Annotated in this window: 21 protein-coding genes; 14 read left to right on the top strand and 7 right to left on the bottom strand. The window is 67.5% G+C overall.

What is annotated here, in order from left to right; translation table 11 throughout:
* Positions 1 to 97 precede the first annotated feature (97 nt).
* From rbfA to ACWIEX_RS22450, 3 genes are read left to right on the top strand one after another with little or no spacing between them, the layout of a single operon-like run.
* Positions 98 to 556, top strand: a complete 459-nt coding sequence (gene rbfA, locus ACWIEX_RS22460; RefSeq protein ID WP_454035152.1) for a 30S ribosome-binding factor RbfA — start codon at positions 98 to 100, stop codon at positions 554 to 556.
* A complete protein-coding gene (gene truB, locus ACWIEX_RS22455) occupies positions 546 to 1,493 on the top strand; it encodes a tRNA pseudouridine(55) synthase TruB (RefSeq protein WP_454035274.1) in 948 nt (315 codons plus the stop codon). The genes rbfA and truB overlap by 11 nt, the downstream gene beginning before the upstream one ends.
* 6 nt (positions 1,494 to 1,499) lie before the next feature.
* Positions 1,500 to 1,961 carry a DUF3592 domain-containing protein gene (locus ACWIEX_RS22450; protein ID WP_454035151.1) on the top strand — a complete coding sequence of 154 codons (462 nt, stop codon included), beginning with the start codon at positions 1,500 to 1,502 and terminating at the stop codon, positions 1,959 to 1,961.
* A gap of 6 nt (positions 1,962 to 1,967) precedes the next feature.
* On the opposite strand, the gene hemA is transcribed toward ACWIEX_RS22450, so the two are convergent.
* From hemA to ACWIEX_RS22435, 3 genes are all read right to left on the bottom strand, one after another.
* Positions 1,968 to 3,179: a 5-aminolevulinate synthase gene (gene hemA, locus ACWIEX_RS22445; protein ID WP_454035150.1), complete on the bottom strand. Its 1,212-nt coding sequence runs from the start codon at positions 3,177 to 3,179 to the stop codon at positions 1,968 to 1,970.
* A gap of 81 nt (positions 3,180 to 3,260) precedes the next feature.
* Positions 3,261 to 4,520, bottom strand: a complete 1,260-nt coding sequence (locus tag ACWIEX_RS22440) for an allantoate amidohydrolase (protein WP_454035149.1) — start codon at positions 4,518 to 4,520, stop codon at positions 3,261 to 3,263.
* Between the two features lie 223 nt (positions 4,521 to 4,743).
* Positions 4,744 to 5,490, bottom strand: a complete 747-nt coding sequence (locus ACWIEX_RS22435; protein ID WP_454035148.1) for an SDR family NAD(P)-dependent oxidoreductase — start codon at positions 5,488 to 5,490, stop codon at positions 4,744 to 4,746.
* A 412-nt stretch (positions 5,491 to 5,902) separates the two neighbouring features.
* Here ACWIEX_RS22435 and ACWIEX_RS22430 point away from each other — a divergent pair, with 412 nt between their 5' ends.
* Both ACWIEX_RS22430 and ACWIEX_RS22425 read left to right on the top strand, forming a co-directional pair.
* Complete coding sequence (locus ACWIEX_RS22430) at positions 5,903 to 6,709, top strand: WecB/TagA/CpsF family glycosyltransferase (RefSeq protein WP_454035147.1); 807 nt, start codon at positions 5,903 to 5,905, stop codon at positions 6,707 to 6,709.
* Between the two features lie 10 nt (positions 6,710 to 6,719).
* Positions 6,720 to 7,622: a DUF6492 family protein gene (locus ACWIEX_RS22425; RefSeq protein ID WP_454035146.1), complete on the top strand. Its 903-nt coding sequence runs from the start codon at positions 6,720 to 6,722 to the stop codon at positions 7,620 to 7,622.
* A 135-nt stretch (positions 7,623 to 7,757) separates the two neighbouring features.
* On the opposite strand, the gene ACWIEX_RS22420 is transcribed toward ACWIEX_RS22425, so the two are convergent.
* Positions 7,758 to 8,987, bottom strand: a complete 1,230-nt coding sequence (locus ACWIEX_RS22420) for a lipopolysaccharide biosynthesis protein (RefSeq protein WP_454035145.1) — start codon at positions 8,985 to 8,987, stop codon at positions 7,758 to 7,760.
* Between the two features lie 207 nt (positions 8,988 to 9,194).
* Between ACWIEX_RS22420 and ACWIEX_RS22415 the strand changes: the two genes are divergently transcribed.
* Positions 9,195 to 10,199 (top strand): endo-1,4-beta-xylanase, encoded by a 1,005-nt coding sequence (locus ACWIEX_RS22415; protein ID WP_454035144.1) that lies wholly within the window; start codon positions 9,195 to 9,197, stop codon positions 10,197 to 10,199.
* A gap of 24 nt (positions 10,200 to 10,223) precedes the next feature.
* Positions 10,224 to 12,800 carry an exopolysaccharide transport family protein gene (locus ACWIEX_RS22410; protein WP_454035143.1) on the top strand — a complete coding sequence of 859 codons (2,577 nt, stop codon included), beginning with the start codon at positions 10,224 to 10,226 and terminating at the stop codon, positions 12,798 to 12,800.
* Between the two features lie 123 nt (positions 12,801 to 12,923).
* Here the strand turns inward: ACWIEX_RS22410 and ACWIEX_RS22405 are convergent, their stop codons facing one another.
* Complete coding sequence (locus ACWIEX_RS22405; protein WP_454035142.1) at positions 12,924 to 13,970, bottom strand: glycosyltransferase family 2 protein; 1,047 nt, start codon at positions 13,968 to 13,970, stop codon at positions 12,924 to 12,926.
* A 167-nt stretch (positions 13,971 to 14,137) separates the two neighbouring features.
* On the opposite strand from ACWIEX_RS22405, the gene ACWIEX_RS22400 reads away from it, so the two are divergent.
* Positions 14,138 to 15,310, top strand: a complete 1,173-nt coding sequence (locus ACWIEX_RS22400; RefSeq protein ID WP_454035141.1) for a glycosyltransferase — start codon at positions 14,138 to 14,140, stop codon at positions 15,308 to 15,310.
* Between the two features lie 6 nt (positions 15,311 to 15,316).
* Here ACWIEX_RS22400 and ACWIEX_RS22395 read toward each other — a convergent pair whose 3' ends face one another.
* A complete protein-coding gene (locus tag ACWIEX_RS22395) occupies positions 15,317 to 16,426 on the bottom strand; it encodes an AbrB family transcriptional regulator (protein WP_454035140.1) in 1,110 nt (369 codons plus the stop codon).
* A 287-nt stretch (positions 16,427 to 16,713) separates the two neighbouring features.
* Here ACWIEX_RS22395 and ACWIEX_RS22390 point away from each other — a divergent pair, with 287 nt between their 5' ends.
* From ACWIEX_RS22390 to ACWIEX_RS22370, 5 genes are all read left to right on the top strand, one after another.
* Positions 16,714 to 17,796, top strand: a complete 1,083-nt coding sequence (locus tag ACWIEX_RS22390; RefSeq protein ID WP_454035139.1) for a DMT family transporter — start codon at positions 16,714 to 16,716, stop codon at positions 17,794 to 17,796.
* A gap of 109 nt (positions 17,797 to 17,905) precedes the next feature.
* Positions 17,906 to 18,949, top strand: coding sequence for a GMP reductase (locus ACWIEX_RS22385; RefSeq protein ID WP_454035138.1), 1,044 nt, complete (start codon positions 17,906 to 17,908; stop codon positions 18,947 to 18,949).
* A 154-nt stretch (positions 18,950 to 19,103) separates the two neighbouring features.
* Complete coding sequence (locus ACWIEX_RS22380) at positions 19,104 to 20,135, top strand: amino acid ABC transporter substrate-binding protein (protein ID WP_454035137.1); 1,032 nt, start codon at positions 19,104 to 19,106, stop codon at positions 20,133 to 20,135.
* Positions 20,136 to 20,302: 167 nt separating this feature from the next.
* Positions 20,303 to 21,463, top strand: a complete 1,161-nt coding sequence (locus ACWIEX_RS22375; RefSeq protein ID WP_454035136.1) for an amino acid ABC transporter permease — start codon at positions 20,303 to 20,305, stop codon at positions 21,461 to 21,463.
* Positions 21,460 to 22,512 carry an amino acid ABC transporter permease gene (locus tag ACWIEX_RS22370; protein WP_454035135.1) on the top strand — a complete coding sequence of 351 codons (1,053 nt, stop codon included), beginning with the start codon at positions 21,460 to 21,462 and terminating at the stop codon, positions 22,510 to 22,512. Before ACWIEX_RS22375 ends, ACWIEX_RS22370 begins: the two co-directional genes overlap by 4 nt.
* A gap of 210 nt (positions 22,513 to 22,722) precedes the next feature.
* Here ACWIEX_RS22370 and ACWIEX_RS22365 read toward each other — a convergent pair whose 3' ends face one another.
* Complete coding sequence (locus ACWIEX_RS22365; RefSeq protein WP_454035134.1) at positions 22,723 to 23,271, bottom strand: GcrA family cell cycle regulator; 549 nt, start codon at positions 23,269 to 23,271, stop codon at positions 22,723 to 22,725.
* Positions 23,272 to 23,816: 545 nt separating this feature from the next.
* Between ACWIEX_RS22365 and ACWIEX_RS22360 the strand changes: the two genes are divergently transcribed.
* Entirely contained in the window at positions 23,817 to 25,037 is a 1,221-nt protein-coding gene (locus ACWIEX_RS22360) for an aspartate aminotransferase family protein (protein ID WP_454035133.1), read from the top strand.
* The last annotated feature ends 35 nt before the right edge of the window (positions 25,038 to 25,072 follow it).

Raw genomic sequence — 25,072 nt, 5'->3', positions numbered from 1 at the left:
GACGAGAAGAGCGCGTCCAGCGCCTTATCCTCCTGAGACGGCGGGCCTTGTCCAGCCGTGACGTTTGGTCCGGTCCGATCCCGGAGAAACGAGAACCATGGCAAAACCTGCGAAACCCACCGGTCCTTCCCAGCGGCAGTTGCGCGTCGGCGAACTGATCCGCCACGCGCTCGCCGAGATGCTGGCGCGCGGCGACATCCATGACGATGTGCTGGCAAAGCACGTCATCACCGTGCCGGAGGTGCGCCTTTCGCCGGATCTCAAGCTCGCGACCTGCTACATCATGCCGCTCGGCGGGCTGGATATTAAGCCGGTGCTCAAGGCGCTCGAAGCCAACAAGCGCTATCTGCGCGGCGAGATCGCCCATCGCGTGAACCTGAAATACGCGCCGGATCTCCGCTTCCGTGCCGATGAGAGCTTCGCCGAGGCCGAGCGCATCGACGCGCTGCTCGATACCGACGCGGTGCGCCGCGATACGCAGGTCGAGCGCCTCAGGATCGACCAGGACCACGAAGACCAGGCTCCCGAAGAAGACCGCCGTGACGATGACCGCTGAGAATCCATCCGAAACCGTCCCGGACCAGGAAGCCGCGCCGGCGCCGCGCCCGAAGAAGCGCGACGTCCATGGCTGGGTCATCCTCGACAAGCCGATCGGCATGACCTCGACCCATGCGGTCAGCGTCGTGAAGCGCGCTTTCGGCGCCAAGAAGGCGGGCCATGCCGGCACGCTCGATCCGCTGGCCTCGGGCCTGCTGCCGATCGCATTGGGCGAGGCGACCAAGACCGTTCCCTTCGTCATGGACGGCCGCAAGGCCTATCAGTTCACCGTCGCCTGGGGCTCTCAGACCAATACCGACGATACCGAGGGCAGCGTCATCGCGACCTCGGAGGAGCGCCCCGACGAAGCCGCGATCACAGCCCTGCTGCCGCGCTTCACCGGCACGATCCTGCAGACGCCGCCCAAGTTCTCGGCGATCAAGATTGCCGGCGAGCGCGCCTACGATCTCGCTCGCGATGGCGAGGAGGTCGAATTGCAGGCGCGGCCCGTCGAGATCGATGCGCTCACCATCGTCAGCCATGACGGCGCCACCACCACCTTCGAAGCCGAATGCGGCAAGGGCACCTATGTCCGCGCCATCGCCCGCGATCTTGGCCTGGAGCTCGGCTGCCTCGGCCATGTCGCGCATCTGCGCCGCACCCGCGTCGGCCCCTTCACGGTCGCTGAGGCCGCGAGCGTCGAGACCCTGCGCGAGAGCCCTGAGAGCGCGCTCTCGGCCCTGCAGCCGGTCAAGGCGGCTCTGACGCTGATCCCGGAGATCGTGCTCCACCGTGATGCCGCCGCCCGCCTCAAGCGCGGCCAGAGCGCCCTGCTGCGCGGTGCCGGCGCCCCGATCGAGCTGGAGGCCGCCTACGCCACCTGCGCGGGCACGCTGGTGTCGACGGGCTCGGTCCAGAACGGCGAGTTCGTCCCCCACCGCGTCTTCAATCTCTGAGGGCGGATGGGCGAAAGCCGCAGGAAGCAGCAGTTCGGGGGCCCGGCCCAGGATGGCCGGCTCCTGTTCTGGCGCATCGGCTGCGTTTTCGGCATCGTCGCCGTCATTCTCACGACGGTCTGCTACTTCATCTACAGCCACAACCAGAAGCTGCTGGCGCGTGCCGACCGCGCCGCCGGGACCGTGGTCGAACTGCGGCATAGCGGTGGGGATTCCACCTATCGGCCGGTCGTGAGCTTTCAAACGGCGCAGGGACGGTCCGTCACCTTCGTGACCTCATGGGGCACGAGCCCGCCGGCCTATAGCAGGGGCGACCGGGTGAGCGTCCTCTATGACGCTGCGACCCCGGAAAAGGCCGAGATCGAGGGCTTCCTGTCGCAATGGCTGGGAACCCTGATCCTCGGTGGACTAGCGATGGTCTTCGCGCTGCTCTCGGCGATCCTGATGATCGTGGCGAAGCGCGGCTGAAAAGCCTCAGGCCGCCCGCTTCAGCCCGTCGCGCGCCCAGATCGCACTGAGCGCCGTCACCAGCGTGTCGATATCGGCATCGGAATGGAACGGCGAGGGCGTGATCCGCAGCCGCTCCGTGCCGCGCGGCACGGTCGGGTAGTTGATCGGCTGGACATAGATGTCGAAACGATCGAGCAATTCGTCGCTGATCGCCTTGCAGGCCTTCGCCTCGCCGACCATCACCGGCACGATATGGCTGGGATTGGCGAGATGCGGGATGCCGGCCCGGTCGAGCTTGCGGCGCAGCGCCGCGACGCGGTCCTGCTGGCGCTCGCGCTCCGCGGAACTCTCCTTGAGATGCCGGATCGCGGCGATGGCACCGGCCGCTACGGCCGGCGGCAGCGAGCTGGAAAAGATGAAGCCGGAGGCGAAGCTGCGGATGAAATCGCAGAGCGCGGCAGAGCCGGTGATGTAGCCGCCGATGACGCCATAGGATTTCGCCAGCGTGCCCTGGATCAGGGTGAGCCGGTCGGTCAGGCCCTCGCGCTCCGAAATGCCGCCGCCGCGCGCGCCGTAGAGGCCGACGGCATGGACCTCGTCGATATAGGTCATCGCGCCGAATTCCTCGGCGATGTCGCAGAATTCCCGGACGGGCGCGATATCGCCATCCATCGAATAGACCGACTCGAAGGCGATCAGCTTCGGCCGGGCCGGATCGAGCGCGGCCAGCTTGCGGCGCAGGTCGGCCGGGTCGTTATGGGCGAAGATGTGCTTCTCGGCGCGCGAATGGCGGATGCCCTCGATCATCGAGGCATGGTTCAGCCCGTCGGTCAGCACGATGCAGCCGGGAATGCGCGCGGCAAGCGTCGAGAGCGAGGCCCAGTTCGAGACATAGCCGGAATTGAAGATCAGCGCGGCTTCCTTGCCGTGCAGGTCGGCAAGCTCGCGCTCCAGCAGGACATGGTAGTGGTTGGTGCCGCCGATATTGCGGGTGCCGCCGGCGCCGGCGCCGCTGCCGTCGAGCGCCTGATGCATTGCGGCCAGCACCTTGGGATGCTGGCCCATGCCAAGATAGTCGTTCGAGCACCAGACGGTGACGTCGCGCGGGCCGCTCTCGCCATGATAGGTCGCGATCGGGAAGCGGCCGGCCTGGCGCTCCAGATCGGCGAAGACGCGATAGCGGCCTTCGCTGCGCAATCCGTCGAGTTCCCGGCGGAAGAAATTCTCGAAATCCATGGCCAGCCTCCTGCGGCGCGCTTTTCCTAGGCCTTTCGGGCGGCCTTCGGAATGGTGCGCGGTGTCGCGGCTGGAATTGTTCTACTTTGACTGCCCGGCCAGTTCCAGAATCGTTTCGATCAGGACGCGGATGGCGATGCCGGCATCGGCCTCGGTCATATTCTCCAGGGGCGAGTGGCTGATGCCCTTCTCGTTGCGCACGAAGAGCATGGCGACGGGCGCCACCGCCGCGATCGCCATGGCGTCATGCCCGGCGCCGGAAGGCAGACGGCGGCCGGCGAGATTGCTGCCGCAGCGGGCGATGCCGGCGGCGAGCGCATCCTGCAGTTTCGGCGCCATCGGCACGGCCGCAGCCTTGGCATAGGGGATGATCTCCAGCCCGACGCCGCGCCGCGTCGCGATCTCGCCGAAGCGTTTGCGGATTTCCGCGTCCATTGCCGCAAGCGTCGCATCCTTCGGGGCGCGGAAATCGATGGTGAATTCGGTCGCGCCGGGAACGACATTGGCCGCGCCGGGGTCAGGCCTGAGCACACCGACCGTGCCGACGGCGAGTTCATGCGCGGCCGCGATCTGCTCGAGCGCCAGCGCCATCTCGGCGGCGGCGGTCAGCGCATCCTTGCGCAGCGCCATCGGCACGGTGCCGGCATGGCCGGCTTCGCCGGTGACGCGCACCTGCGCGCGGCTCTGCGCGTTGATGGCGGTGACGATGCCGACCGGCTCGTTCTCCGCCTCCAGCACCGGCCCCTGCTCGATATGGATTTCGAGATAAGCCTGGATCGAGCCAGGCTTGCGGGCGAGCGCCGGAATCCCCGCCGGATTGCCGCCGAAGGCGACGAGCGCCTCGCCGAGCTTGACGCCCTCGCTGTCGCGCGCCTCCAGCCAGGCCGGATCATAGGCGCCGGCCAGCGCTTCCGAGGTCGAGAGATGGGTCGGGAAACGGACATTCTCCTCGTCGCCGAAGCCGATCACCTCCAGCGGGAAGGGCAGGCTGATCCCGGCGTCGCGCAAGGCCTGCGCCGCCAGGATGCCGGCGACGACGCCGAGATTGCCGTCGAAGCGTCCGCCATCCTTCACCGTGTCGATATGCGAGCCGATCAGCACGGCAGGCTGACCCGGCACGGTGCCTTCGCGCCGTCCCTGCACGGAGCCTGCAGCATCGATGAAGGCGGTCAGCCCCGCCACCTCCATCGCACCCTTGACCCATTCTGCCGCCTGCTTGTGCGCGGGCGAGAGATAGAGCCGCGTCAGCTTGCCGGGCTCGTCGCTGAAGCGGTTGAGCCCGGCAAGCGCGGCGAAGGCACGGGCGCCGAGGACGGCGGCGGAGGGGAGCGTCTGCGTCATGCCGCCAAGCTAGATCAGGGTTTCGAAAACCGCGACCGGCAATTTCGCCAAGCAGCTTCTCCCCTGCGGTATCGCTGGGCGCCACGACGCTTGCCGTCATGGTCGGGCTTGTCCCGACCATCTACGTCTTCCTTCGTGCCATGCGGTGTTCAAGACGTGGATGCTCGCCACAAGGGCGAGCATGACGGTTCTGGAACATGGTTCCGCGTGAAATCGGCAATCGTCAGTACGTCGCGCGACCGCCCGAGAGGTCGAACACGCCGGCCGTGGTGAAGCTGTTCTCGGCCGAGGCCAGGAAGGCGACCATCGCGGCGACTTCGTCGGGCAGCAGGAAGCGTCCGCGCGGGATCTTCGCCAGCATGTAGCCGATATGCTCCTCGCTCATCTGGTCGAAGATGCGGGTGCGTGCCGCCGCGGGCGTGATGCAGTTCACGGCGATGTCCTTGTCGGCGAGCTCCTTGCCGAGCGACTTCGTCAGCGCGATCACCGCCGCCTTCGAGGCGGAATAGGCGGAGGCATTGGGGTTGCCCTCCTTGCCGGCGATCGAGGCGACCAGGACGATGCGGCCATAGTTGCGCTTGACCATGCCGGGGATCACCGAGCGGCAGCAATGCAGCGTGCCGTCGACATTGAGCTTCATGACCTTGGCCCAGTCTTCCAGCGGGTATTCCCAGGTCTTGTGGTTGGGTCCGGCGATGCCGGCGCTGGTGACGAGGATGTCGATGCTGCCGTGCTGGGCTTCCAGCGCGTCGCTCGCCTTCTGGACGGCAGTCGCATCGGTCACGTCGACGCCGACGCCGATCGCGCCATGGCCGATCTCGCTGGCGGCCTTCGCGGCCAGGGCAGCATCCACATCCCAGATCGCGACGGTCGCACCGCTCTGGGCGAAGCGTTCGGCGACGGCGCGGCCGATGCCTTGCGCCCCGCCGGTCACGATGGCGACGCGCTTCTTTAAATCGATTTGGTTCATGCCCAGCCCTCCCGAATTTTTGTGCGAGTCACCCTAGCCGGCCGGATTGGCAGCGGCCAGAGGGCATCGTGGCTTCCGACGAACGCGCAGACCTGCCATGCAAATCGTTAAGGATGATGACAAAAAAATCCGCGGCGGACGGTCTCCCGCGCGTGCCGGATCGGAGCGGTTCGGACGGGCTCTGTATCGCCGCGGCACGGCATGCGCGAGGGGGTGGCACCGCGATCCGGGTTATCGTTCCGGTTCGGTACAAGGCCTTGTTGCTGCAAAAGGATTGCCATTAACGCGGCTTCGCCGATCGCGGGAATAAGCCGTTCACCTTTCAGCCGGCTTTGCCTTGACCCGAGGCGTGGAACGGCCAAGACAATCGTGATGTTCGCACTGGGCCGCCGTGCCCCTGATCGAGAGCACCGTGTCCGTAACCGCCTCCATCACGATCGCCCGCGATGCCGGAAACCGCAAGCGGCCGGGCTATGCCAAGCGCGATATCGGTGGCATCGGCATCGCCGTGATGGAGCGTGAGGCGGCGATCGCCGAGGTCACCGATGCGGTGCTGACGGGCGGCCATATGAAGCTCGCCTTCTGCAATGCCAATCTGGTGAATGTCGCGGCCAACAACCCGGCTCTGCAACGCAGCCTCTCAACCTTTCTCGTTCTGGCCGACGGCATCGGCGTCGATCTCGGCAGCTGGATGCTCTACGGCAAGGCCTTCCCGGCCAATCTCAACGGGACGGATTTCTTCCCCACCCTCTTCGCCCGCTCCGAGCGGCCGATGCGGGTTGCCCTGCTCGGCGGCCGGCCCGGCGTCGCGGATCGCGCCGTCGCCAATCTGACGCAGCGCTATCCGGCGCATCGGTTCAGCGTCGTCTCGCACGGCTATTTCACCGCCGACGAGGAGATCGTGCTTCTCGGCAAGCTGAAGGTCGAGCGTCCGGACCTGCTGCTGGTGGCCATGGGCAATCCGCTGCAGGAGCGCTTCATCGCCGACAAGCTCGGGCCGCAGCATGGCTCGGTCGCGGCCGCCGTCGGGGCGCTGTTCGACTTCTTCGCCGACGAGGTGCCGCGTGCGCCCGAGCTGATGCGCCAGATCAGGCTCGAATGGATCTATCGGCTCTGGCTCGAGCCGCGCCGGCTCTGGCGCCGCTACGTTCTCGGAAATCCCGCTTTCCTCCTGCGCATGGCCCGGCAATATGCCGTGGGGGGCCGACGGAGCGGGTGAGTCCAACGAATTGAGTGAAACTTTTGCCCTGGCGACGCCGAGCTACAGGGGCGATATCGAGCGTTGCCGGCTGCTTTGCGCCAGCATTGATCGCTTCGTCACCGGCCACGCCGTCCATTATCTCCTGGTCGAAGACCGCGACGTCCCGCTCTTTCGCGAGCTCGAAGGGCCGCGCCGGCGTATCCTGCCGGAATCGCAATTGCTGCCGGATTGGCTGAAATCGCGGCCTGATCCACTGAGCTTCGGCAGGCGTCGCCTCTGGACTGGCGCGCAAGCTCTGGCCCGCGGCGTCCCGCCGCTGCGCGGCTGGCACGCCCAGCAGCTCCGGAAATTCGCGGTGGCGCGGGCGAGCGCCGAGGACGTCATCCTCTTCGCCGATTCCGACATGCTGTTTGTGCGGCCCTTCGACCTGACGAGCCTCGCCGATGACGGCGCGATCCGGCTTTATCGCAAGCCCGATGCGATCACCGCCGAGATGGCGCGCCATATCCCCTGGTGTGAGCATGCCTGCGCCCTGCTCGGGCTCGATGCGCCATCCTTCCCGAGCCCGGACTACATCAACAATCTGGTGAGCTGGCGGCGCGACCATGTGCTGGCCCTGCTCGACCATGTCGAAAGTGTCAGCGGGCGCGACTGGGTTTCCGCGATCGCCCGCGAGCGGCAGTTCTCGGAATATGTGATCTACGGCTATTTCGTCGAGCGCGTGCTGGGGCTCGAGGCCGCCGGCCACTGGCCGGATGAGCGCGAACTCTGCAAGGTCTACTGGTTCAGCGAGGATGTCGCCGGGATGGAGCGCCTCGCCTCCTTCGAGGAGGTTCTGGAACCCTGGCAGGTCGCCATCGGCATCCAGTCCTTCATCGGCGAGCCGCTCGATCGCATCCGCGCCCTGTTCGAGCGGCAAGCTTCAGCCTGATCGAACCATCAAACCGTCATTGCGAGGAGCAAAGCGACGAAGCAATCCAGGGGGACTGGGTTGGACGCTTCAGTCCAAACCCCTGGATTGCTTCGCTGCGCTCGCAATGACGGATTGGTGAGGTCGAACACCGCGCTAACGCCGCGCCCGTGCCAGCAGCGTATAGGTGAAGCCCGCCGAGGCGAGGTAGACCACGCCGAAGACGAGGTTCATCCCGGCAGCCCAGCCTCCGGCCTCCGGGAACCGCGTCATCACCAGCGAGATCAGCCCGGCCTTGATCGCGGTCAGCAGGCACAGCAGTGCGATGCGCGAGCCGGTGCGCTCGCGGGCGTAGAGCAGCTCGGCGTGGTACTCGACGAGATTGCGGAAGGCCGGGACCAGCAGCATCGGCGCGAACAGATAGGCCGCTTCCGAGACATTGCGGCCGAGCAGGTGCGGGAAGGGCTTGAGCGCGATGATGACGGCGACGAGCCCGGCGACCGAGACCAGCGCGATTCCCGTCTCGTAGGCCGCAAGCCGCCTGAAGCCGCCGACGCCGCGATCCTGCATGATCTTCTGCACCAGCATCTGGTTGAAGCTGCGCACCGGCATGGCGGTAAGGTCGATCACCCGGAGCGCGATCGCATAGAGGCCGGCGGTGCGCTCGCCGGCGAGGCCGAGCACCAGGAGCTTGTCGAGTTCCGACTGGACGTAGAACACGATATCGGCCGCGCCGGCGAAGACGGCGTCCGCCATGCGGCGCGGATAGAGGTGGCGCACGAAGCGCCAGCGCGCCTTCGGCAGGAAGGCGAGGAGCGCGATCAGGGCGCTCGCCATCGTCGCCCCGCAATAGGCGAAAGCCCAGATCTCGAGGCTGGCATGGCCGAAACCGGCGAAGAGCAGCGCTGCGACCGTCCGCAGGCTCGAGCCGATGATCACGAGCAGCGCCGCCTGCCGGAAGCGCCTGAGCCCATTATTGACGATGGCGACGACCTCGACGAGCCGCCAGCCCAAGACCTCCGCGACGATGATCACCGCGAAGGGCAGGAGCGCCAGGCGCTCCGCGAAGAGCAGCAGATAGGCGGCGCCGGCGACCGCGACGATCAATGGCAGCGACAGCGCCGAGAGGCCTGCGAAACCCGAGAGATAGGCGCCGAGCAGGCGCGGCTTGACGGTCGCGACGCGGTAGAGCGGCGAGATGAAGCCGAAGGCGAGCAGCCGCGACAGGATGAGCCCGGTCGAGGACGCCGTGGCGAACAGACCAAATTCGCCGAGGGTCAACGTATTCGCAACGATGAGGAAGTAGACAAGGGAGATCACGAGCCGGCCGGCGGAGCCGCTCAGGATGGTAAGGTAGGCGAAGATGGTGGCGCGATCCGGCAGCATGACCCGTTTCCGCGGCGGCTGGCCCGGCGCGTGCCTCAAGCGTTGCGATGTGACGAATCCCTCTTAGCCCAGAGGCGTTGAACGACCCTAAACGATACGGAAGCGTCCCGATTGACCGAGCAGAAAGCTGAAACGGACCGGAATGGGGCGTCGCCGACGCGCCGCGGCGTGCTGCGCGGCGCTTCCGCTTGCCTGGTGGCCGGTGCCATGGGCCGAACCGGTTCGGCCCTTGCGGCCAACCGGCCGATTCCCTTCGGTTCGGCGGCGGAGATCGGCGCCTTCCGCGACGACCCGCGCTATCGCGACGCGCTGAAGCGCTATTGCGACGTCATCGTCCCCATGAACGACCTGAAATGGGAGGCTTTGCGGCACGACCAGCCGCGCTTCGATTTCTCCGGCGCCGACGAGCTCGTGGCTTTCGCTCAGGAGAACAGGAAGGCGCTGCGCGGCCACACCCTGCTCTGGGGCGAGGCCCTGCCCAATTGGGCCAGGGAAATGACGACGCGGGCCGAGGCCGAGCGCGAGCTCGTCAACCACATCGAGATCGTCGTCGACCGCTACAAGGGCAAGATCGCGACCTGGGACGTGGTCAACGAGGTCATCAAATATGATCCCACCGATGGCGGACCCTGGCGCGACACGATCTGGCAGCGCCTGCTCGGCCCGGAGCATGTCGAGATCGCCTTCCGCACGGCGGCGCGGGTCGACCCGAAAGCCCGGCTCGTCCTCAACGATTTCCATTTCGAGGAGCCGGTTCCCGGGGCCGCCGCGCGCCGTAAGGTCGCGCTCGATATCTGCCGGCGCCTGAAGGACAAGGGCATCCCGGTGCATGGCGTGGGCATGCAGGCGCATCTCTATGCCGACAAGGGCATCGACGTGGATGGCCTGCAGCGCTTCATGCGCGATCTCGACGAGCTCGGCCTCGATGTCGAGATCACCGAGCTCGACGTCATCGACTGGAAGCTGCCGGCCGATGCCGCGAAACGCGACAAGACCGCCGCCGCCCTGGTCTCGACCTTCCTCGACGCCGTCGTCTCGGCCAAGCGGCCGAAGGCGATCGTCACCTGGGGGCTGACCGACCGCTATTCATGGGTTCACGAAACTTTCCCGCGCAAGGACAACGCCCGGGCCCGGCCCCTGCCGCTTGATGCCGATTACCGGCCCAAGCCAATGATGACCGTGCTAGAGCGCTACCGGCGTGGCACAATGTGATGCGGGACAGTGAAGCGTAGCGTCATGTTCACGACCGATCCGGCTGCGAGCGAAGCACAGGACAGGCAGGACCGCCGCGAGCGGCCGGCTTCTGCCATGCCTGCCCAGCTTGCCCGCCTTGCCGACCCCGTCTGGATCATCACGGCCCTGTGGGCGCGGCGCGGGCTGATCCTGCTGATGGCCGTGCTCGGCCTCGCGCTCGCGATCGTCGCAGCGCTGCTGATGACGCCGAAATACGTCTCGACCGCGCAGCTCTTCATCGATCCGCGTGACCTGCGCGTGCTCCAGAACGACGTCTCGCCCAATACCGTCGGCAGCGACCCGACCTCGATCACCGGCTACCTCGAAAGCCAGGCGCGTGTGATCGCCTCCGACAGCATCAAGTCGCGCGTCGTCGAGCGGTTGAACCTCGATCGCGATCCCGATTTCGGCGGGGCCTCGGCCGGCTTCCTCTCCCGCCTGATGGGTACTGACACCGGCCCGTCGCCGAAGGCGACGCTCTACGCGCTGGCGGCGCTCGACCGAACGGTCGGCGTCCGGCGCGGCGAGCGCACCTTCGTCATCGACATCTCCGCGACGGCGCAGGACCCGGACAAGGCGGCGAAGATCGCCAATGCCCTGGCCGAGGCCTATCTGGACGATCAGGCCGCGGTCCGATCCGAGGCGGCGCAGCGCGCGACCACGGCCCTGACCGGGCGGCTGGAGGAACTGCGCAACCGTCTGCGCATCGCCGAGGAAAAGGCGGAAAAATACAAGGAAGCTAACAACATCGTCGGTGTCGGCACTCGCTCGCTGAGCGAGGAGCAGTTGTCGCTCAACAACACGCAGCTCGTCGCGGCCCGGACCCGCGCGACCGAGGCCAAGGCCAAATACGACCAGATCACGGCGACGCGTGCGACCAATATCGAGGCCGGCGCGATTCCCGAAGCCGTCGCCTCCAACACGATGACCGCGCTGCGCGCCCAGCTCGGCGCGGCGCTGGCGCGCGAGGCGGATCTCGTCTCCTCGCTCGGCGCGCGTCACCCGGCCCTCACCGCGTCGCAGTCGCAGGTGCGCGATGCCCGCCGCCAGATCGCCGACGAACTCTCCCGCATCGCGCGCGCCGCCAAGGCGGAATACGACCGCGCGGTCGAGGCCGAGCGCCAGCTCGCCCGCCGGGTCGACCAGCTCACGGCCGGGCAATACGCCGCCGGCCGCGCCTCGGTGCAGTTGCGCGAGCTTGAACGCGAGGTCGAATCCTCGCGCGCCATCTACGACGCCTTCCTGAAGCGCGCCCGCGAGACCGGCGAGCTCGGCGGCATCGACACGACCAATGCCCGCATCATCAGCCCGGCGATGCCCCCGCTCGAAAAGAGCGGCATGAGCCGCCGCACGGTCGCCATGCTCGGCGCCTTCGGCGGCGGCGGCGCAGGCGCCATGCTGGCGCTGGGCCTCGCCCTGTTCGCCGTACCGCGACCTCCGGCCAGCAGGGAAACCCGCCCGCGCAAGCCGTTCTGGCGCCGTGCGCCGCGCCCCGCCGCGCCCGAGGCGGTTGCGGAGGAGCGACCGATATCCGCGCCTCCCGCGCCCGCGGCTCCTTCCTCCCCTCCGCCGCAAGCCAAGCCGTTCTGGCGCCGCGCGCCGCGCGCCGTCGCCACCGAAGCGGCCGAGAGCCCACGGCCTGCACCCCCGCCAGCCGCTGCCTCGCCCCAGCCCGCGGCAATGCGGCCGGAGCCGTCGCCGGCGGCTTCCTCAGGGTTGGGACCGGCGGGCTGGCGGCGTCTCATGGCGATCCAGGGCGGGCAGGCGGAGCGCGCCCCGAGCCGGCCCGCGCCGACGGCCGAACCGGCTCCTGAGCCAGTACGCCGCTCGGTCCCCGCGAGGATCTCAGAGACAGCTCCCGAACCGGCCTCCCAGTCCGCTTCCCTGCCGACGCTGGGCACCATTCCCTCCGTGCGCAACCGCCGCTGGCGGCGTGGCGTGGCGGAAGCGCGCTCGGTCTTCCAGGGGCAGGCGCATCTGGTCGATGTCATCGACAAGCCGCAGGGCAGCTTCGCCGAGGCCGTCTCGGCCGTCCGTCTCGCGCTGGCCGGGGCAGCGGGGGGCGAGCAGCGCCGCCGCGTCCTTGTTCTTGGCGTCGAGCCGCAGGCGGGCGCGACCACGCTCGCCCTCAATCTCGCGCTGGATGCGGCCCGGTCCGGCCTGCCGGCGCTGCTCGTCGATGCCGGCGACGGCGCTCACGGCCTGACCCCGGTTTTCGCCGCCGATGCGCCGCTCGGGCTTGGCGACGTCCTGGCAGGGCGCGCCGCCCTGGCGCGCGCGATCCTCAAGGACGAAGGCACCGGCCTGACCTTCCTGCCGTTGGCCGGAAACCCGCCGCCGGCCGGGCAAGGCTCGCTGCGGACAGGCCCGTTCGCCGCGGCGCATCGCTTCGGGCCGATGATCGTCGATGGCGGCAGCCTGCCGATCGCGGGGCTGATCGTGCGGTTTGCCGAAGCGGTCGACGATATCGTTCTGGTCGCGCGCGACGGGCGCTCCGCCAAGGCGGCGGCAGAGGGCTGGCAGAAGGCGCTCGGGCCGCACGCGGGCAAGTTGCGCGGCCTCGTGATCAACGCGGCCTGAATCGCCATTGCGAGGAGCGAAGCGACGAAGCTATCCAGGAGGACTGGATTGAACGTTGCGACCCAGTCCCCCTGGATTGCTTCGCTACGCTCGCAATGACGGGTCGAGGGAGCGAAAGCCGGGTCAGTTCTTCTCGGGCTTGCGATACTGCTCGTTCGTGCCGGTGAATTCCGACATCAGCCGGCCGATCGCGACCTGCAGATGATAGAGGCCGATCAACCCCGAGCGGGTGCGCAGGCCGAGCGCGAGCCCCCTTGGAAAGGCCGCGGCAAGCAGGGCCAGCGATTTCGCGAGCACCCGGATGCGGCCGGAAACCCCTGGATTCTCGCGTCTCTGGATCATTGCGGAGAGGGCGCCGTTGCGCAGGCCGCGCGCGTGGATCCAGGCGAATTCGCTGCGCCGCGCCGGCATGGTCTCGCGCTGCGCCGCCTCCTGCACCCACCAGAAGCGGAAGCCGGCGGCCTTGGCGCGCGTGAAGAAATCGGTGTCGCCGCCGCCGGTGAAATCGAAGCTCTCGTCGAGGAACGGGAAGCCGAGCTTTTCGAGCACGCTGCGCCGGATCAGGTAGTTCGCGCTCGAATAGAGCATCGGCACCGGCCCGGAGGCGCTGTAATGCGACCGGAATACCGGATGCGCTGACAACCAGGCGCGCGAGGCGTCAGTGAAGACGGGCGTGACCGAGCCGCCGAACAGCTCTGCCGGTGCGGTCCGGGCCGCCGTGACGAAAGCATCGAGCCAGCCCGGCTCCGCCTCCTCGTCGTCATCGATGCCGAGGATCTGTTCCAGGGCGGGGAAGCGCGTCAGCGCGCAGCGCCAGGCGGCGTTATAGGCCTTGCAGTTGCCCTGGCGCGGCTCGACGATGACGAAACCCTTGAACAGCCCGGCGGCGAGCAGTGTGCTGGCGCGGGTGGCGCCGGCTCGCTCGAGACCCTCGTTCTCGACCACGATCACCGCGAAATCATGTCCGCCCTTTTGGCCGGCGAGCGAGCGCAATGTCGCTTCCAGCATGTCCGGGCGCCGGAAGGTCGGGATGCAGACGACGCTCGTGACACCCGCCAGCGCCTTCGGCGCCGAACTGGCCACGATCTCGAAACTTTCGGGCATGCTGAAGGCGGGGAGCGAGCGATCCCGCTCGCCTCCGGTCGCAGCTTCGGTCGTCTGGCTGGCCATGGTCATCGCGCCGCAAGCTAGGCCGCGGCAGCTTAAGGTTCGGTGTTCGCCTTCGTGGAAAGACCCGTCGATCCCGGCAGATCCCGTTGATCATAGCCGACGGCGCAGCTTGACCTGCCTGGCCAATGGGACGAGTGGAGTTACCACCCGTCGACGAGCTTTCCGCCTTGCGTCTTGCTTTCCTGACCTCGCTCATTCCCGTCGCCCGGCCGGATACCGGCTTCGAGATCGCCAATGCGGCGATCCTCTCGGCGTTGCGCGCGGCCGGGCACGAGGTCACCGCGATCGGTTTCCTGCGCCCCGGCGAGGTTCCGGCCGAGCCCGAGCAGGCGGTCGTGGTCGCCGAGGCCGATATCGAGAACGCGGTGGTGCCGACGGCGCAGAAGCTGCGCTGGCTCGCGGCGGCCGTGCGGCTCGGCTTGCCGGTTGCCTGCGCGAAGCTCAGGCTTGCGGGAGCGGGACGCCTCGTCGAGGCCGTCCGGGCTCACGGGCCTTTCGACGCGCTGATCCTGAATTCCGTCATGCTGCCGGGCGCTTTTCCGGAATTGCTGCGGCTCGCGCCCTGCATCCTCGTCGAGCACAATATCGAGCATGTTTCGGCCGGCGAGAACGCCGATCATGCCGAAAGCCTGCTGTTGCGCCGGCTCTACCGGCGCGAGGCACGCCTGCTGGAGCGGCTGGAGCGAAAGCTTTGGCATGAGGCGCGCTTCATCTGGACGCTCGCGGAGGAGGATCGTGGGGCGATCGGCCCCGCATACCGGGACAAGTCCTGCGCCCTGCCGCTGGTCTCCGCCGACGGTCCGGCCGCGGCTCCACCCGGCGATCCCGGCGAGGCGCCGGCCTTCGATGTCGGCCTGATCGGCACCTGGACCTGGGGCTCGAATCTCATCGGCCTGGAATGGTTTCTCCAGGAGGTCTGCCCGCTGCTGCCCGATGGAATCCGCGTCGCGATTGCCGGCCGGGTACCTCCCGAATTACGGACGCCGCTCAGCGTGACGCTCGTCGGGCGCGTGCCCTCGGCCGAGCACTTCCTGCGCTCCTGCCGGCTGATTGCCCTGTCGAGCCGGGCCGGTACCGGCGTGCAGCTCAAGACGATCGAGGCGATGCAGCTTGGCCTGCCGGCGGTCGCGACGATCCTGTCCTGCCGCGGTTTCACGGCACTGCCGGCCAATTTCACCCTCGCCGATACGGCTGAAGACTTCGCCCGGGCGCTGACGGAGCGCGTCGCGACAATCCGCATGGGAGACCGGCAGCGCATCAATGGTGCGGCCTTCATGGCGAGCCAGCGCGCTGCGCTGGCTGACGGTCTCGCGCGGGGCCTCGCCGCTGCTTTGGCCTGAGAGCTGCTATTCCGCCGCGGCCTTGCGGTCCCGGCGGCCGATCAGGCCGAAGATCGGTCCGGCCGAGACCATCACCAGGAAGACGCGGATGATGTGATGGGCCGCGACGAAGGCGACCTCCGTATGGAGCGCCAGCGCGATCAGGCTCATCTCGGCGAGGCCGCCGGGCGAATAGGCCAGGATCAGCGGGACATGGCCGTGCACGGACATCAGCGCGACGAGCCAGGCGAAGCCCAGCGTCAGCGCCAGCAGGATCATGGTCGAGCCGACCGAGAGCAGCAGCACCCGCAGGATGATGCGCGGTGCCGTGCCGACGAAGCGGCAGCCGATCGTGACGCCCAGCACGAGCTGCGCCGCATTGACGATCTCCGATGGCGGCATTGCGGCGCTGAGGCCGGTGACATGCACGATCGCGCTGACCAGCATCGGGCCGAGCAGGTACTTTGCCGGCATCCTGAGCCAGTGGCCGACGATGACGCCGGCGATGCCGCAGCCGATCAGCCAGAGCTCGGAGCCGAGCGGCGTCTGCGTGATGGAAGGACCGGCGACGCGCCCGCCGCTCAGCGTGACGCCGCCGATCCACTGCACGATGAAGGGCAGGGTCATCACCACCAGCAGGATGCGGGCCGAGTGGATCAGCGCGATGATGCGGGCATCGCCGCCCTTTTCCTCGCCGACCGTGACCATCTCGATCAGGCCGCCCGGCATGCCGGAGAAGAAGGCGGTGACCGGGTCGAACCCGGCGACACGGCGGAAATAGCTGACGCAGCACAGCCCGCAGGCGACCATGAACAGCACGAGCCCGGCGAGCGTCGGCAGCCAGTTAGGCATTTGCGAGATCACCTCGGGCTTGAACGAGGCGCCGAGCATCACCCCGATCACCGCCGTCATCGGCGGGCGGATCACCGCTGGCGCGGCGACGGGCAGGTTGACCAGCGCGGCGATGGTGCAGACCACCATCGAGCCCAGCATCCAGGGCAGGGGCAATTGCGCCTGGACGAAGAGCCAGCCGCCGAGCCCGCCGAGCGCGAGCGCCAGCGCGAAGCGGCGGTAGGGGAAGTGGCTCGGGGCGAGCTGGTGCAGGCCACCCAGGAAATCGTCGAACAGGGCCTTCATCGGCCGGTGCCGCCGTGCCGGATCGGCCGGTCGGTTTCCATGGCCCGGAGGCGGCAAGAGGGGCAGTCTCGAAGCGTCAAGCGGCAGGTCCCTTTCGGGTTCCTCCTAGAGGCAGTTGGAGCTCTTGCACAGTCCGCGCCTGGTATGTCGCCCCTGCGCGTCGCGCGGCCGGGACAACGCGGCCATGCCGCATTGTCATTGGCCGAATTGCCGCGTTTCCTCAATGATTTGCGGCAAGGGATGAAATGCCGCGCCGGCCATCGGCCGCCGACCACTGGTTGAGGGTGATGAGCGAGGAACGGCAGTCCGGCCGGCAGGGTCGGCCGGGGTTCGAGGGTGATGCCCCCTGGCATGAGCCGGCCGCTTCCGCGCCTCCGGGATCCGGGTCTTCCGCCTCCGTTCCGATCGTCGAGGCCGAGCCATCGGGTGGCGCGAAGGCAGGCAGGTTGGGCTGGCTGGAAACCCGCAGGCAGCGCCTGCGCTACTGGTGGCGCGGCGCGAGCCCGAATCTGCGCGGTTCGGTCTTCATGCTCGCCGCCTTGCTCGTCTATGCGGTGATGGTCGCCGGCATCAAGCATGTCGGGCAGGGCATTCCGCTCGCGCAGATCCTGCTGATCCGGCAGGTGATCATGACGGCGATCCTTTTGCTCTTCGCCGCTGGCAGCCTGCGGCGGGCGCTCCATACCGACCGTCTCGGCCTGCAGGTCTTTCGCAGCGTGGTCACGCTCCTGTCCATGCTGTGCGGTTTCACGGCGGTCATCAAAATCCCGCTCGCCCAGGCGACCGCCATCGGCTTCAGCCAGGTGCTGTTCGTCACCATCGCGGCGGTCCTCGTCCTCAAGGAGGTCGTCGATATCAGGCGTTGGACGGCGACGGCGATCGGGTTCGTCGGCGTGCTGATCATGCTGCGGCCGAGCTCGGAGGGGCTGGATATCTATGCGATGCTCGCCGTCGCCGGTGCGATCTGCGGCGCCGCCATCACGGTCAGCGTCCGCAAGCTCGCCGCGAGCGAGCGCACCGATACGATCCTGCTCTATCAGGGCATCGTGCTGATCGTTCTCCTGGCCGGACCCACCTGGTTCTGGTGGCAGATGCCGACGCCCAATCAATGGTTCTGGCTGATCACACTCAGCGTCTTCGGCACCGCCGGGCAATGGCTGATCACCCGCGCCTATCAGGTCGGCGAGGCGGCGGCGCTCGCCCCGCTCGATTTCAGCCGCCTGCTGCTGGCGAGTTTCACCGGCTTCGTCTTCTTCGCCGAGATTCCGGCGCTCACCACCTGGCTCGGTGCCGCCATCGTCATCGGCGCGACGCTCTATACGATCCGCAAGAACGCCCGCACGGCCGCACCGCCACCAGCCGCGGCCTGAGCGTCGGGATTGCGCCGGTCCCGCCCCAAGGGCTATGAATCGGCGCACGCCTCTCCGCGTGCGGCCGCCGGGCCCTGGCCCCGCGACAGCGAGATCCAGAGGCCCGATCATGCGCATCGAAAACGATCCGAAGCTCGATTTCCGCGACGTGCTGATCCGCCCGAAGCGCTCGACGCTGGGCAGCCGCGCCGAGGTCGATGTCGAACGCTCGTTCCGCTTCGCCCATACCGGCAAGGAGTGGAAGGGTTTTCCGCTGATCGCCGCCAACATGGACGTGGTCGGCACCATGGCGATGGCCCGCGCGCTGCTGACGCACGGCGCCATGGTCGCCCTGCACAAGCATTACAGCGCCGAGGAGCTGATCGCCTTCTTCCGCGAGCCGGGCTCCGTCAATGCCTTCTATTCGCTGGGCACGACGGATTCCGACCATGACAAGCTCAAGGCCGTCCACGCCCAGTCGCCGATCGGCAAGATCTGTCTCGACGTCGCCAACGGCTATACCGAGAAATTCGTCGACACGGTCAAGGCGACGCGCGCGGCCTTCCCGGATGCCGCGATCATGGCCGGGAATGTCGTCACCGGCGACATGACCGAGGCGCTGATCCTCGCCGGTGCCGATATCGTCAAGGTCGGCATCGGCCCGGGCTCGGTCTGCACCACCCGCAAGATGACCGGCGTCGGCTATCCCCAGCTCTCGGCCATCATCGAATGCGCGGACGCCGCCCATGGTCTGAAGGGCTTCGTCTGCGGCGATGGCGGGCTCACCGTGCCGGGCGATGTCGCGAAGGCCTATGGCGGCGGCGCCGATTTCGTGATGATGGGCGGCATGCTCGCCGGCCATGACGAATGCGAGGGCGAGATCCGCTACGAGGAGCGCGACGGCGAGAGGGTGCCGGTGGCGATGACCTTCTACGGCATGTCCTCGGACACGGCGATGAACAAGTATTCCGGCGGCGTCGCCAAGTACCGGGCCTCCGAGGGCAAGACTGTCGAGGTGCCCTATCGCGGCCCGGTCGAGGGCACGATGCAGGAGCTGATGGGCGGGGTGCGCTCGGCGATGACCTATATCGGCGCGGTGCGCCTGAAGGAGATGTCGAAGCGCACGACCTTCATCATGGTCGGCAGCCAGCTCAACACCGTGTTCGGCAGCTGAGGATGGGGCGACAGGGCGATTCCTGACAGATTCTGGCAGGGATCGCCGGGCCGCCCCATCCACTCGTCTTTCGATGCGCTATCGCTTTGCCTGCGCCTGTTGCATAGTCGCCCTGCAACACAGAAAGCCGCCCGACGGCTTCGGGGAGACGGATATGACGTTCAGGATCTTGGGTACGGCGGCTCTGTTCGCTGCAGGAATTTCGATGGCGCAGGCGCAGCAGCTCGCGCCGAGCCCGACGCTGGACGCCGTCAAGGCGCGCGGCAATCTCGAATGCGGCGTGCATCTCGGCCTGCCCGGCTTCTCCTTCGCCAATGACAAGGGCGAGTGGAGCGGGCTCGATGTCGACTACTGCAAGGCGCTCGCCGCCGCGGTGCTCGGCGATGCCAGCAAGGTGAAATACACGCCGACCTCGGTGCAGCAGCGCTGGCCGATCCTGCAATCGGGCCAGGTCGACGTGCTCTCACGCAACTCGACCATCACCTTCTCGCGCAACGCCACGCTCGGCCTCAACTTCCAGGGCATCAATTTCTACGAGGGCCAGACCTTCATCGTCCGCAAATCGGCGAATGTGAAGGATGCCGAGGGCCTCGACGGCGCCTCGGTCTGCGTCGCTGCCGGCTCGACCGAGGAGAAGAACGCCGCCGACTGGTTCCGCGAGCGCAACCTCAAGGTCACCATCACCAATTTCCAGAAGAACGACGACGCCATCGCCGCCTATGACGCCGGGCGCTGCGACGCCTATACCGCCGGCGTCGGCGCGCTCGCCGGCCAGCGCATCAAGCTCAAGGTCCCCGGCGACCACGTGATCCTGACCAAGCCGATCTCGAACGATCCGCAGGGCCCGGTGACGCGCTGGGGCGACGAGCGCTGGCAGCTCATCGTGCGCTGGGTGCTGAACGGCACCATCGCAGCCGAGATGCTCGGCGTCACCTCCGCGAACGTGGACGAGATGAAGGCGAACTCGAAGAACTCCGAGGTCCGCCGCCTGCTCGGCGTCGAGGGCGGCTTCGGCGAGATGATGGGGCTGCCGAACGACTGGATGTACAAGGCGATCAAGCAGGTCGGGAACTATGGCGAGAGCTATGAGCGCAATGTCGGCATGGGCTCGGCCCTGAAGCTCGAGCGCGGCCAGAACCAGCTCTGGACCAAGGGCGGCGTGCTCTTCACCCCGCCCTTCCAGTGAGAGCGGACGCCTAGCGACCCCGCCAGCGCGTCATCCCGGACAAGCCGCGTCAGCGGCGCCGATCCGGGATCCATGCCTGAACCGTTCCGGCATGGATCCCGGGTCTCCACTTCGTTCCGCCCGGGATGACCGCGTGTTTCCGACGCAAGTTGCGAAGGCCTCGCGGCATGAACGTCCTATCCCTCATCAACGACAAGCGCGTCCGCGACTGGTTCTACCAGATCGCCGTCGTCGTCCTGCTCGTCGGCCTCACCGTGTTCTTCGTGCGCAACGCCTCGGAGAACATGGTCAAGGCCGGCATCGCCTCGGGCTTCGGCTTCCTCTGGCGGACCTCGGGCATCGAGGTGCCCTTCGTCCTCACCCATTATACCCAGGCCGACAACATCCTCGCCTTGTTCTGGGTCGGCGTCGCCAACACCATGCTGGTCACGGTGATCGCGATCGTGCTCGCCACGTTGCTCGGTTTCCTGGTCGGCATCGCGCGGCTCTCCTCGATCTGGCTGGTCTCGACCATCGCCGGCGCCTATATCGAGTTCGTCCGCAACATCCCGCTGCTGTTCTTCGTGCTGTTCTGGTATTTCGGCGTCATCGCCGCCTTGCCGCAGCCGCGCCAGAGCATCGGTCTCTTCGGCGTCGCCTTCCTCAACAATCGAGGCCTGACCATCCCGCTGCCGGACGGCATGGAGAATCTGCGGATCGCCGCCTGGATCATCCTCGCCTGCATCCTGGCCTATGCGGCATTCCATCTCTGGGCGCGCAAGCGCCAGGAGCGCACGGGCGTGCATGCGCCGACCTTGCGCGTTGGGCTCGTCCTGCTGCTCGCAGTCCCGCTGCTGGCCCTGACCTGGGCGGTGCTGGCGACGCGCTGGGACGTGCCGGCGCTGCGCGGCTTCAACTATCGCGGCGGCTTCGTCGTCATTCCTGAATTCGTGGCGCTGCTGGCGGCGCTCGTCACCTATACCGCCGGCTTCATCGCGGAGATCGTGCGCGGCGGCATCCAGTCGGTCTCGCATGGCCAGACCGAGGCCGGGTCGGCGCTCGGCCTGCGCTCCGGCCAGATCCTGCGCCTCGTCACCATCCCGCAGGCGTTGCGCGTGATGATCCCGCCGATGACCAACCAGTATCTCAACGTGCTGAAGAATTCCTCCTTCGGCGCGGCGATCGCCTATCCCGATCTGGTCAGCCTGTTCATGGGTTCGGCGCTGAACAATACCGGCCAGGCCATCGAGATCATCGCCATGACGCTCGCCGTCTATCTCGTCATCGGGCTCGCCGTCTCGGCGCTGATGAACTGGTACAATGCCCGCATCGCCCTGGTGACGCGATGAGCGGCCGCGCCTCCACCTCTTCGCTGTCGCTCTGGCGCGAGCGCCTGTTCGGCACGCCCTTCACCGGCTTCGTCACGGTGGTGCTGCTGCTTGGCATCGCGTGGGTGGCGGTGCCGCTGCTGCGATGGGCGGTGATCGACGCCAGTTGGCACGGCACGACGCGGGCCGATTGCACCGCCGGCGGCGCCTGCTGGGTTTTCATCCGGGCCCGTTTCGGCCAGTTCATGTACGGGCTCTATCCCGTGGACCAGCGCTGGCGCGTCGACATCGCCGGCATCGTTTTCGTCCTCGGCATCGCGGCGGTCGTTCTGGCGCCGCAGCGTCTGCGGCTGAAGCTCGGCGTCGCCATGCTCGTCGTTCTGCCGCCGCTCGGCATCTGGCTGCTCTCCGGCGGCTTCGGACTGCGCTATGTCGAGACGCGCGAATGGGGCGGGCTGATGCTGACCCTGTTCATCTCGATCTATGCGAGCCTGATCGCCATCCCGCTCGGCATCCTCTTCGCGCTCGGCCGGCAATCGGAACTGCGCGTGATCCGATTGATCAGCGTCATCTTCATCGAGTTCTGGCGCGGCGTGCCGATCATCGCGGTGATCTTCCTCGCCTCGCTGCTGCTGCCGCTGATCATGCCGGGCGGCATCGACATCGACCGGCTGGCGCGCGCCGTGATCGGGTTGGGCTTCGTCATCGCCGCCTATATGGCCGAAGCCGTGCGCGGCGGCCTGCAGGCCCTGCCCAAGGGCCAACGCGAGGCGGCGACGGCGCTCGGCCTTAACTACTGGAAGGCGACGGGGCTGATCGTCCTGCCGCAGGCGCTGCGCATCTCGCTGCCGGCGATGACCAACGAGTTCATCGCGCTGATCAAGAACACGACGCTGGTTCTGGTCGTCTCGATCCTCGACCTGCTCGGCATCGCCCAGGCTTCGCTCGCCGATCCCAACTGGGTCGGCATGAACATGGAGGCCTATGTCTTCTCGGGGGCGATCTACTGGCTGATCTGCTTCGCGCTCTCGCGCTGGAGCCGCTCGCTGGAGAAGAAGCGGAGATTGTAAAGGGCATTCCGCCCCATCAGAGAAGCTCTGTCATCCCGGGCGACCGGAGGGAGACCCGGGATCCATGCCGGAACGCTTCCGGCAAAGGTCCGGAATGGATCCCAAATCGGCGCCGCTTCGCGGCTTGTCCGGGATGACGGCGGTGAGGTTTGTGGCAACAAAAAAACCGGCCTTTCGGCCGGTTTTCCTATTCGATGCTCCCAAACCCGATCAGGCCCGGGCCTTGCTCCGGTCGCGCCGGCGGTCGGCGGCGGGCTGGTAGGCGATGCGGGCGTGGTGGCTGCAATAGGGCAGGCCGGTCTGCGAACGCGCGCCGCAGAAGCGGAATTCCGGCGTCGTCGGGTCGCCCATCGGCCAGCGGCACATGTATTCGCGCAGGTCCATGATGGTGACGCGCTCGGAGAACGGGATCACCACGTCCTCGGAGGGCAGCGGCGACGCCTCGACCGCGATTTCCGCCTCAGGCGCGAAGCCGGGCGCCAGCGCATGGGCGCCGCGCGTCGGCGCGGGCGCAGCGCCGGCCATCGGATGGCTCGGCGAGCGCGCCGGGGCCTTGCGGGCTGTGCTGTTGCGTGGCGCGGCCGGCTGTGCCGCGCTCTTGGCGCGGCCCGAGAGGCCGAGCCGGTGGACCTTGCCGATCACCGCGTTGCGCGTGACGCTGCCCAGCTCGGCGGCGATCTGGCTGGCGCTCAGCCCATCGCTCCAGAGCTTCTTGAGCAGCTCGACGCGCTCTTCCGTCCATGCTCCGGCTTCGTTCATCCGCATCACCTGTCTTGTCCGGCCGATCCCTCGCGGGATCCGCCTTTAAGGGCGCTTCGTGACGGAATCCGGGACCGGCGGCCTTGTCGCAGGGACAAAGCCGTTGCTGCCGCAACAGACGGTACAGGAGGCGCCGCACGAAATGTCGTATCTGACGAAGCCGACCATACAAGCTGCGGTGACTCGCGAACAAGAGTCAGCGAATCGGAATCAGGCTTTTCCCCAGGCGATTCGCGATTGTGCGGTCAAGCGAATCCTTTCGGCAACACTGTCCCCGCGGCATTGAATTGACAGCCGCGGCCGCCTTAAGCATATTTATCCACAAGGTGACGCCGCCCTCGATCGGGCGGCGCTTATGTTTGGCGGATCAAGGTTCCGACGATGCGGATGACGGCGCGACGAGAGATCGGGAGTTGGGTGCGACGATAACGTCGTCACCGGGTCTTATCGTGGCTGCATCCCTGCAGCATCCATCCCGGATCGTCGTTTTCCGTTCAGCGCCAATCCGTTTCTCACCCCGTCCCCCTCGCGAGGATCTTCGTCCCATGGCTCCCGCCCCTGTTTCCGCCAGCCAGTCCGTGCTTGTCCCGACCTATGCCCGCGCCCCCGTCGCCTTCGAGCGCGGCGAGGGCCCCTGGGCGATCACCGCCGACGGCACGCGCTATCTCGATTTCGGCGCGGGCATCGCGGTCAACGCGCTCGGCCACGCCCATCCGCATTTGGTCAAGACATTGACCGAACAGGCCGGCAAGATCTGGCACACCTCGAACCTCTATGGCGCGCCGGATGGCGAGCGGCTGGCCCGTCGCCTCTGCGAGGCGACCTTCGCGGAACGCGTCTTCTTCACCAATTCGGGCGCCGAGGCGAACGAGTGCGCCATCAAGATGGCGCGGAAATACCATGCCGCGAAGGGCCATCCCGAGCGCTATCGCATCATCACCTTCGAGGGCGCCTTCCACGGCCGGACGCTGGCGACCATCGCCGCCGGCGGCCAGCAGAAATATATCGACGGTTTCGGCCCCAAGGTCGACGGCTTCGACCAGGTGCCGTTCGACGACGAGAAGGCGCTGCGCGCCGCGATCGGCCCCGAGACCGCCGCGCTGATGATCGAGCCGATCCAGGGCGAGGGCGGCCTGCGCTCCGTGCCGGCCCGTTTCCTCAAGCTGCTGCGCGATCTCTGCGACGAGCAGGGCCTGATGCTGATCTTCGACGAGATCCAGACCGGCGTCGGCCGCACCGGCAAGTTCTTCGCCCACGAGACATACGGCGTCACCCCCGACATCATGTCGATCGCCAAGGGCATCGGCGGCGGCTTCCCGATGGGCGCCTGCCTCGCGACCGAGGAAGCGGCCTCGGGCATGACGCTTGGCACGCATGGCACAACCTTCGGCGGCAACCCGCTCGCCATGGCGGTCGGCAATGCCGTGCTCGACGTCGTGCTGGCGCCCGGCTTCATCGAGAATGTCGGCCAGATTTCGCTCCGGCTGAAGCAGTCGCTGGCCGAGCTCAAGGACAGGCATCCCGAGGTCATTGCCGAGATCCGCGGCGAGGGCCTGATGCTCGGCCTCAAGCTCCACACGCTCAACACCGATTTCGTCAACGAGGCCCGTGCTCACGGTCTGCTCGTCGTCGGCGCCGGCGACAATGTCGTGCGGCTGCTGCCGCCGCTGATCATCTCGGAGGCGGATGTGGCCGAGGGGGTTTCGCGTCTCGACAAGACGGCTTCCGCCGTCGAGGCGACGCTGAAGCGCCCGGCCGCCGAATAATTTCACCCCAGACCCCACCAGCGAAGCGAAGGAAG

It is taken from the genome of Allobosea sp. NPDC055353, assembly GCF_053644975.1.
This window is presented reverse-complemented; position numbering and strand designations above follow the sequence as displayed.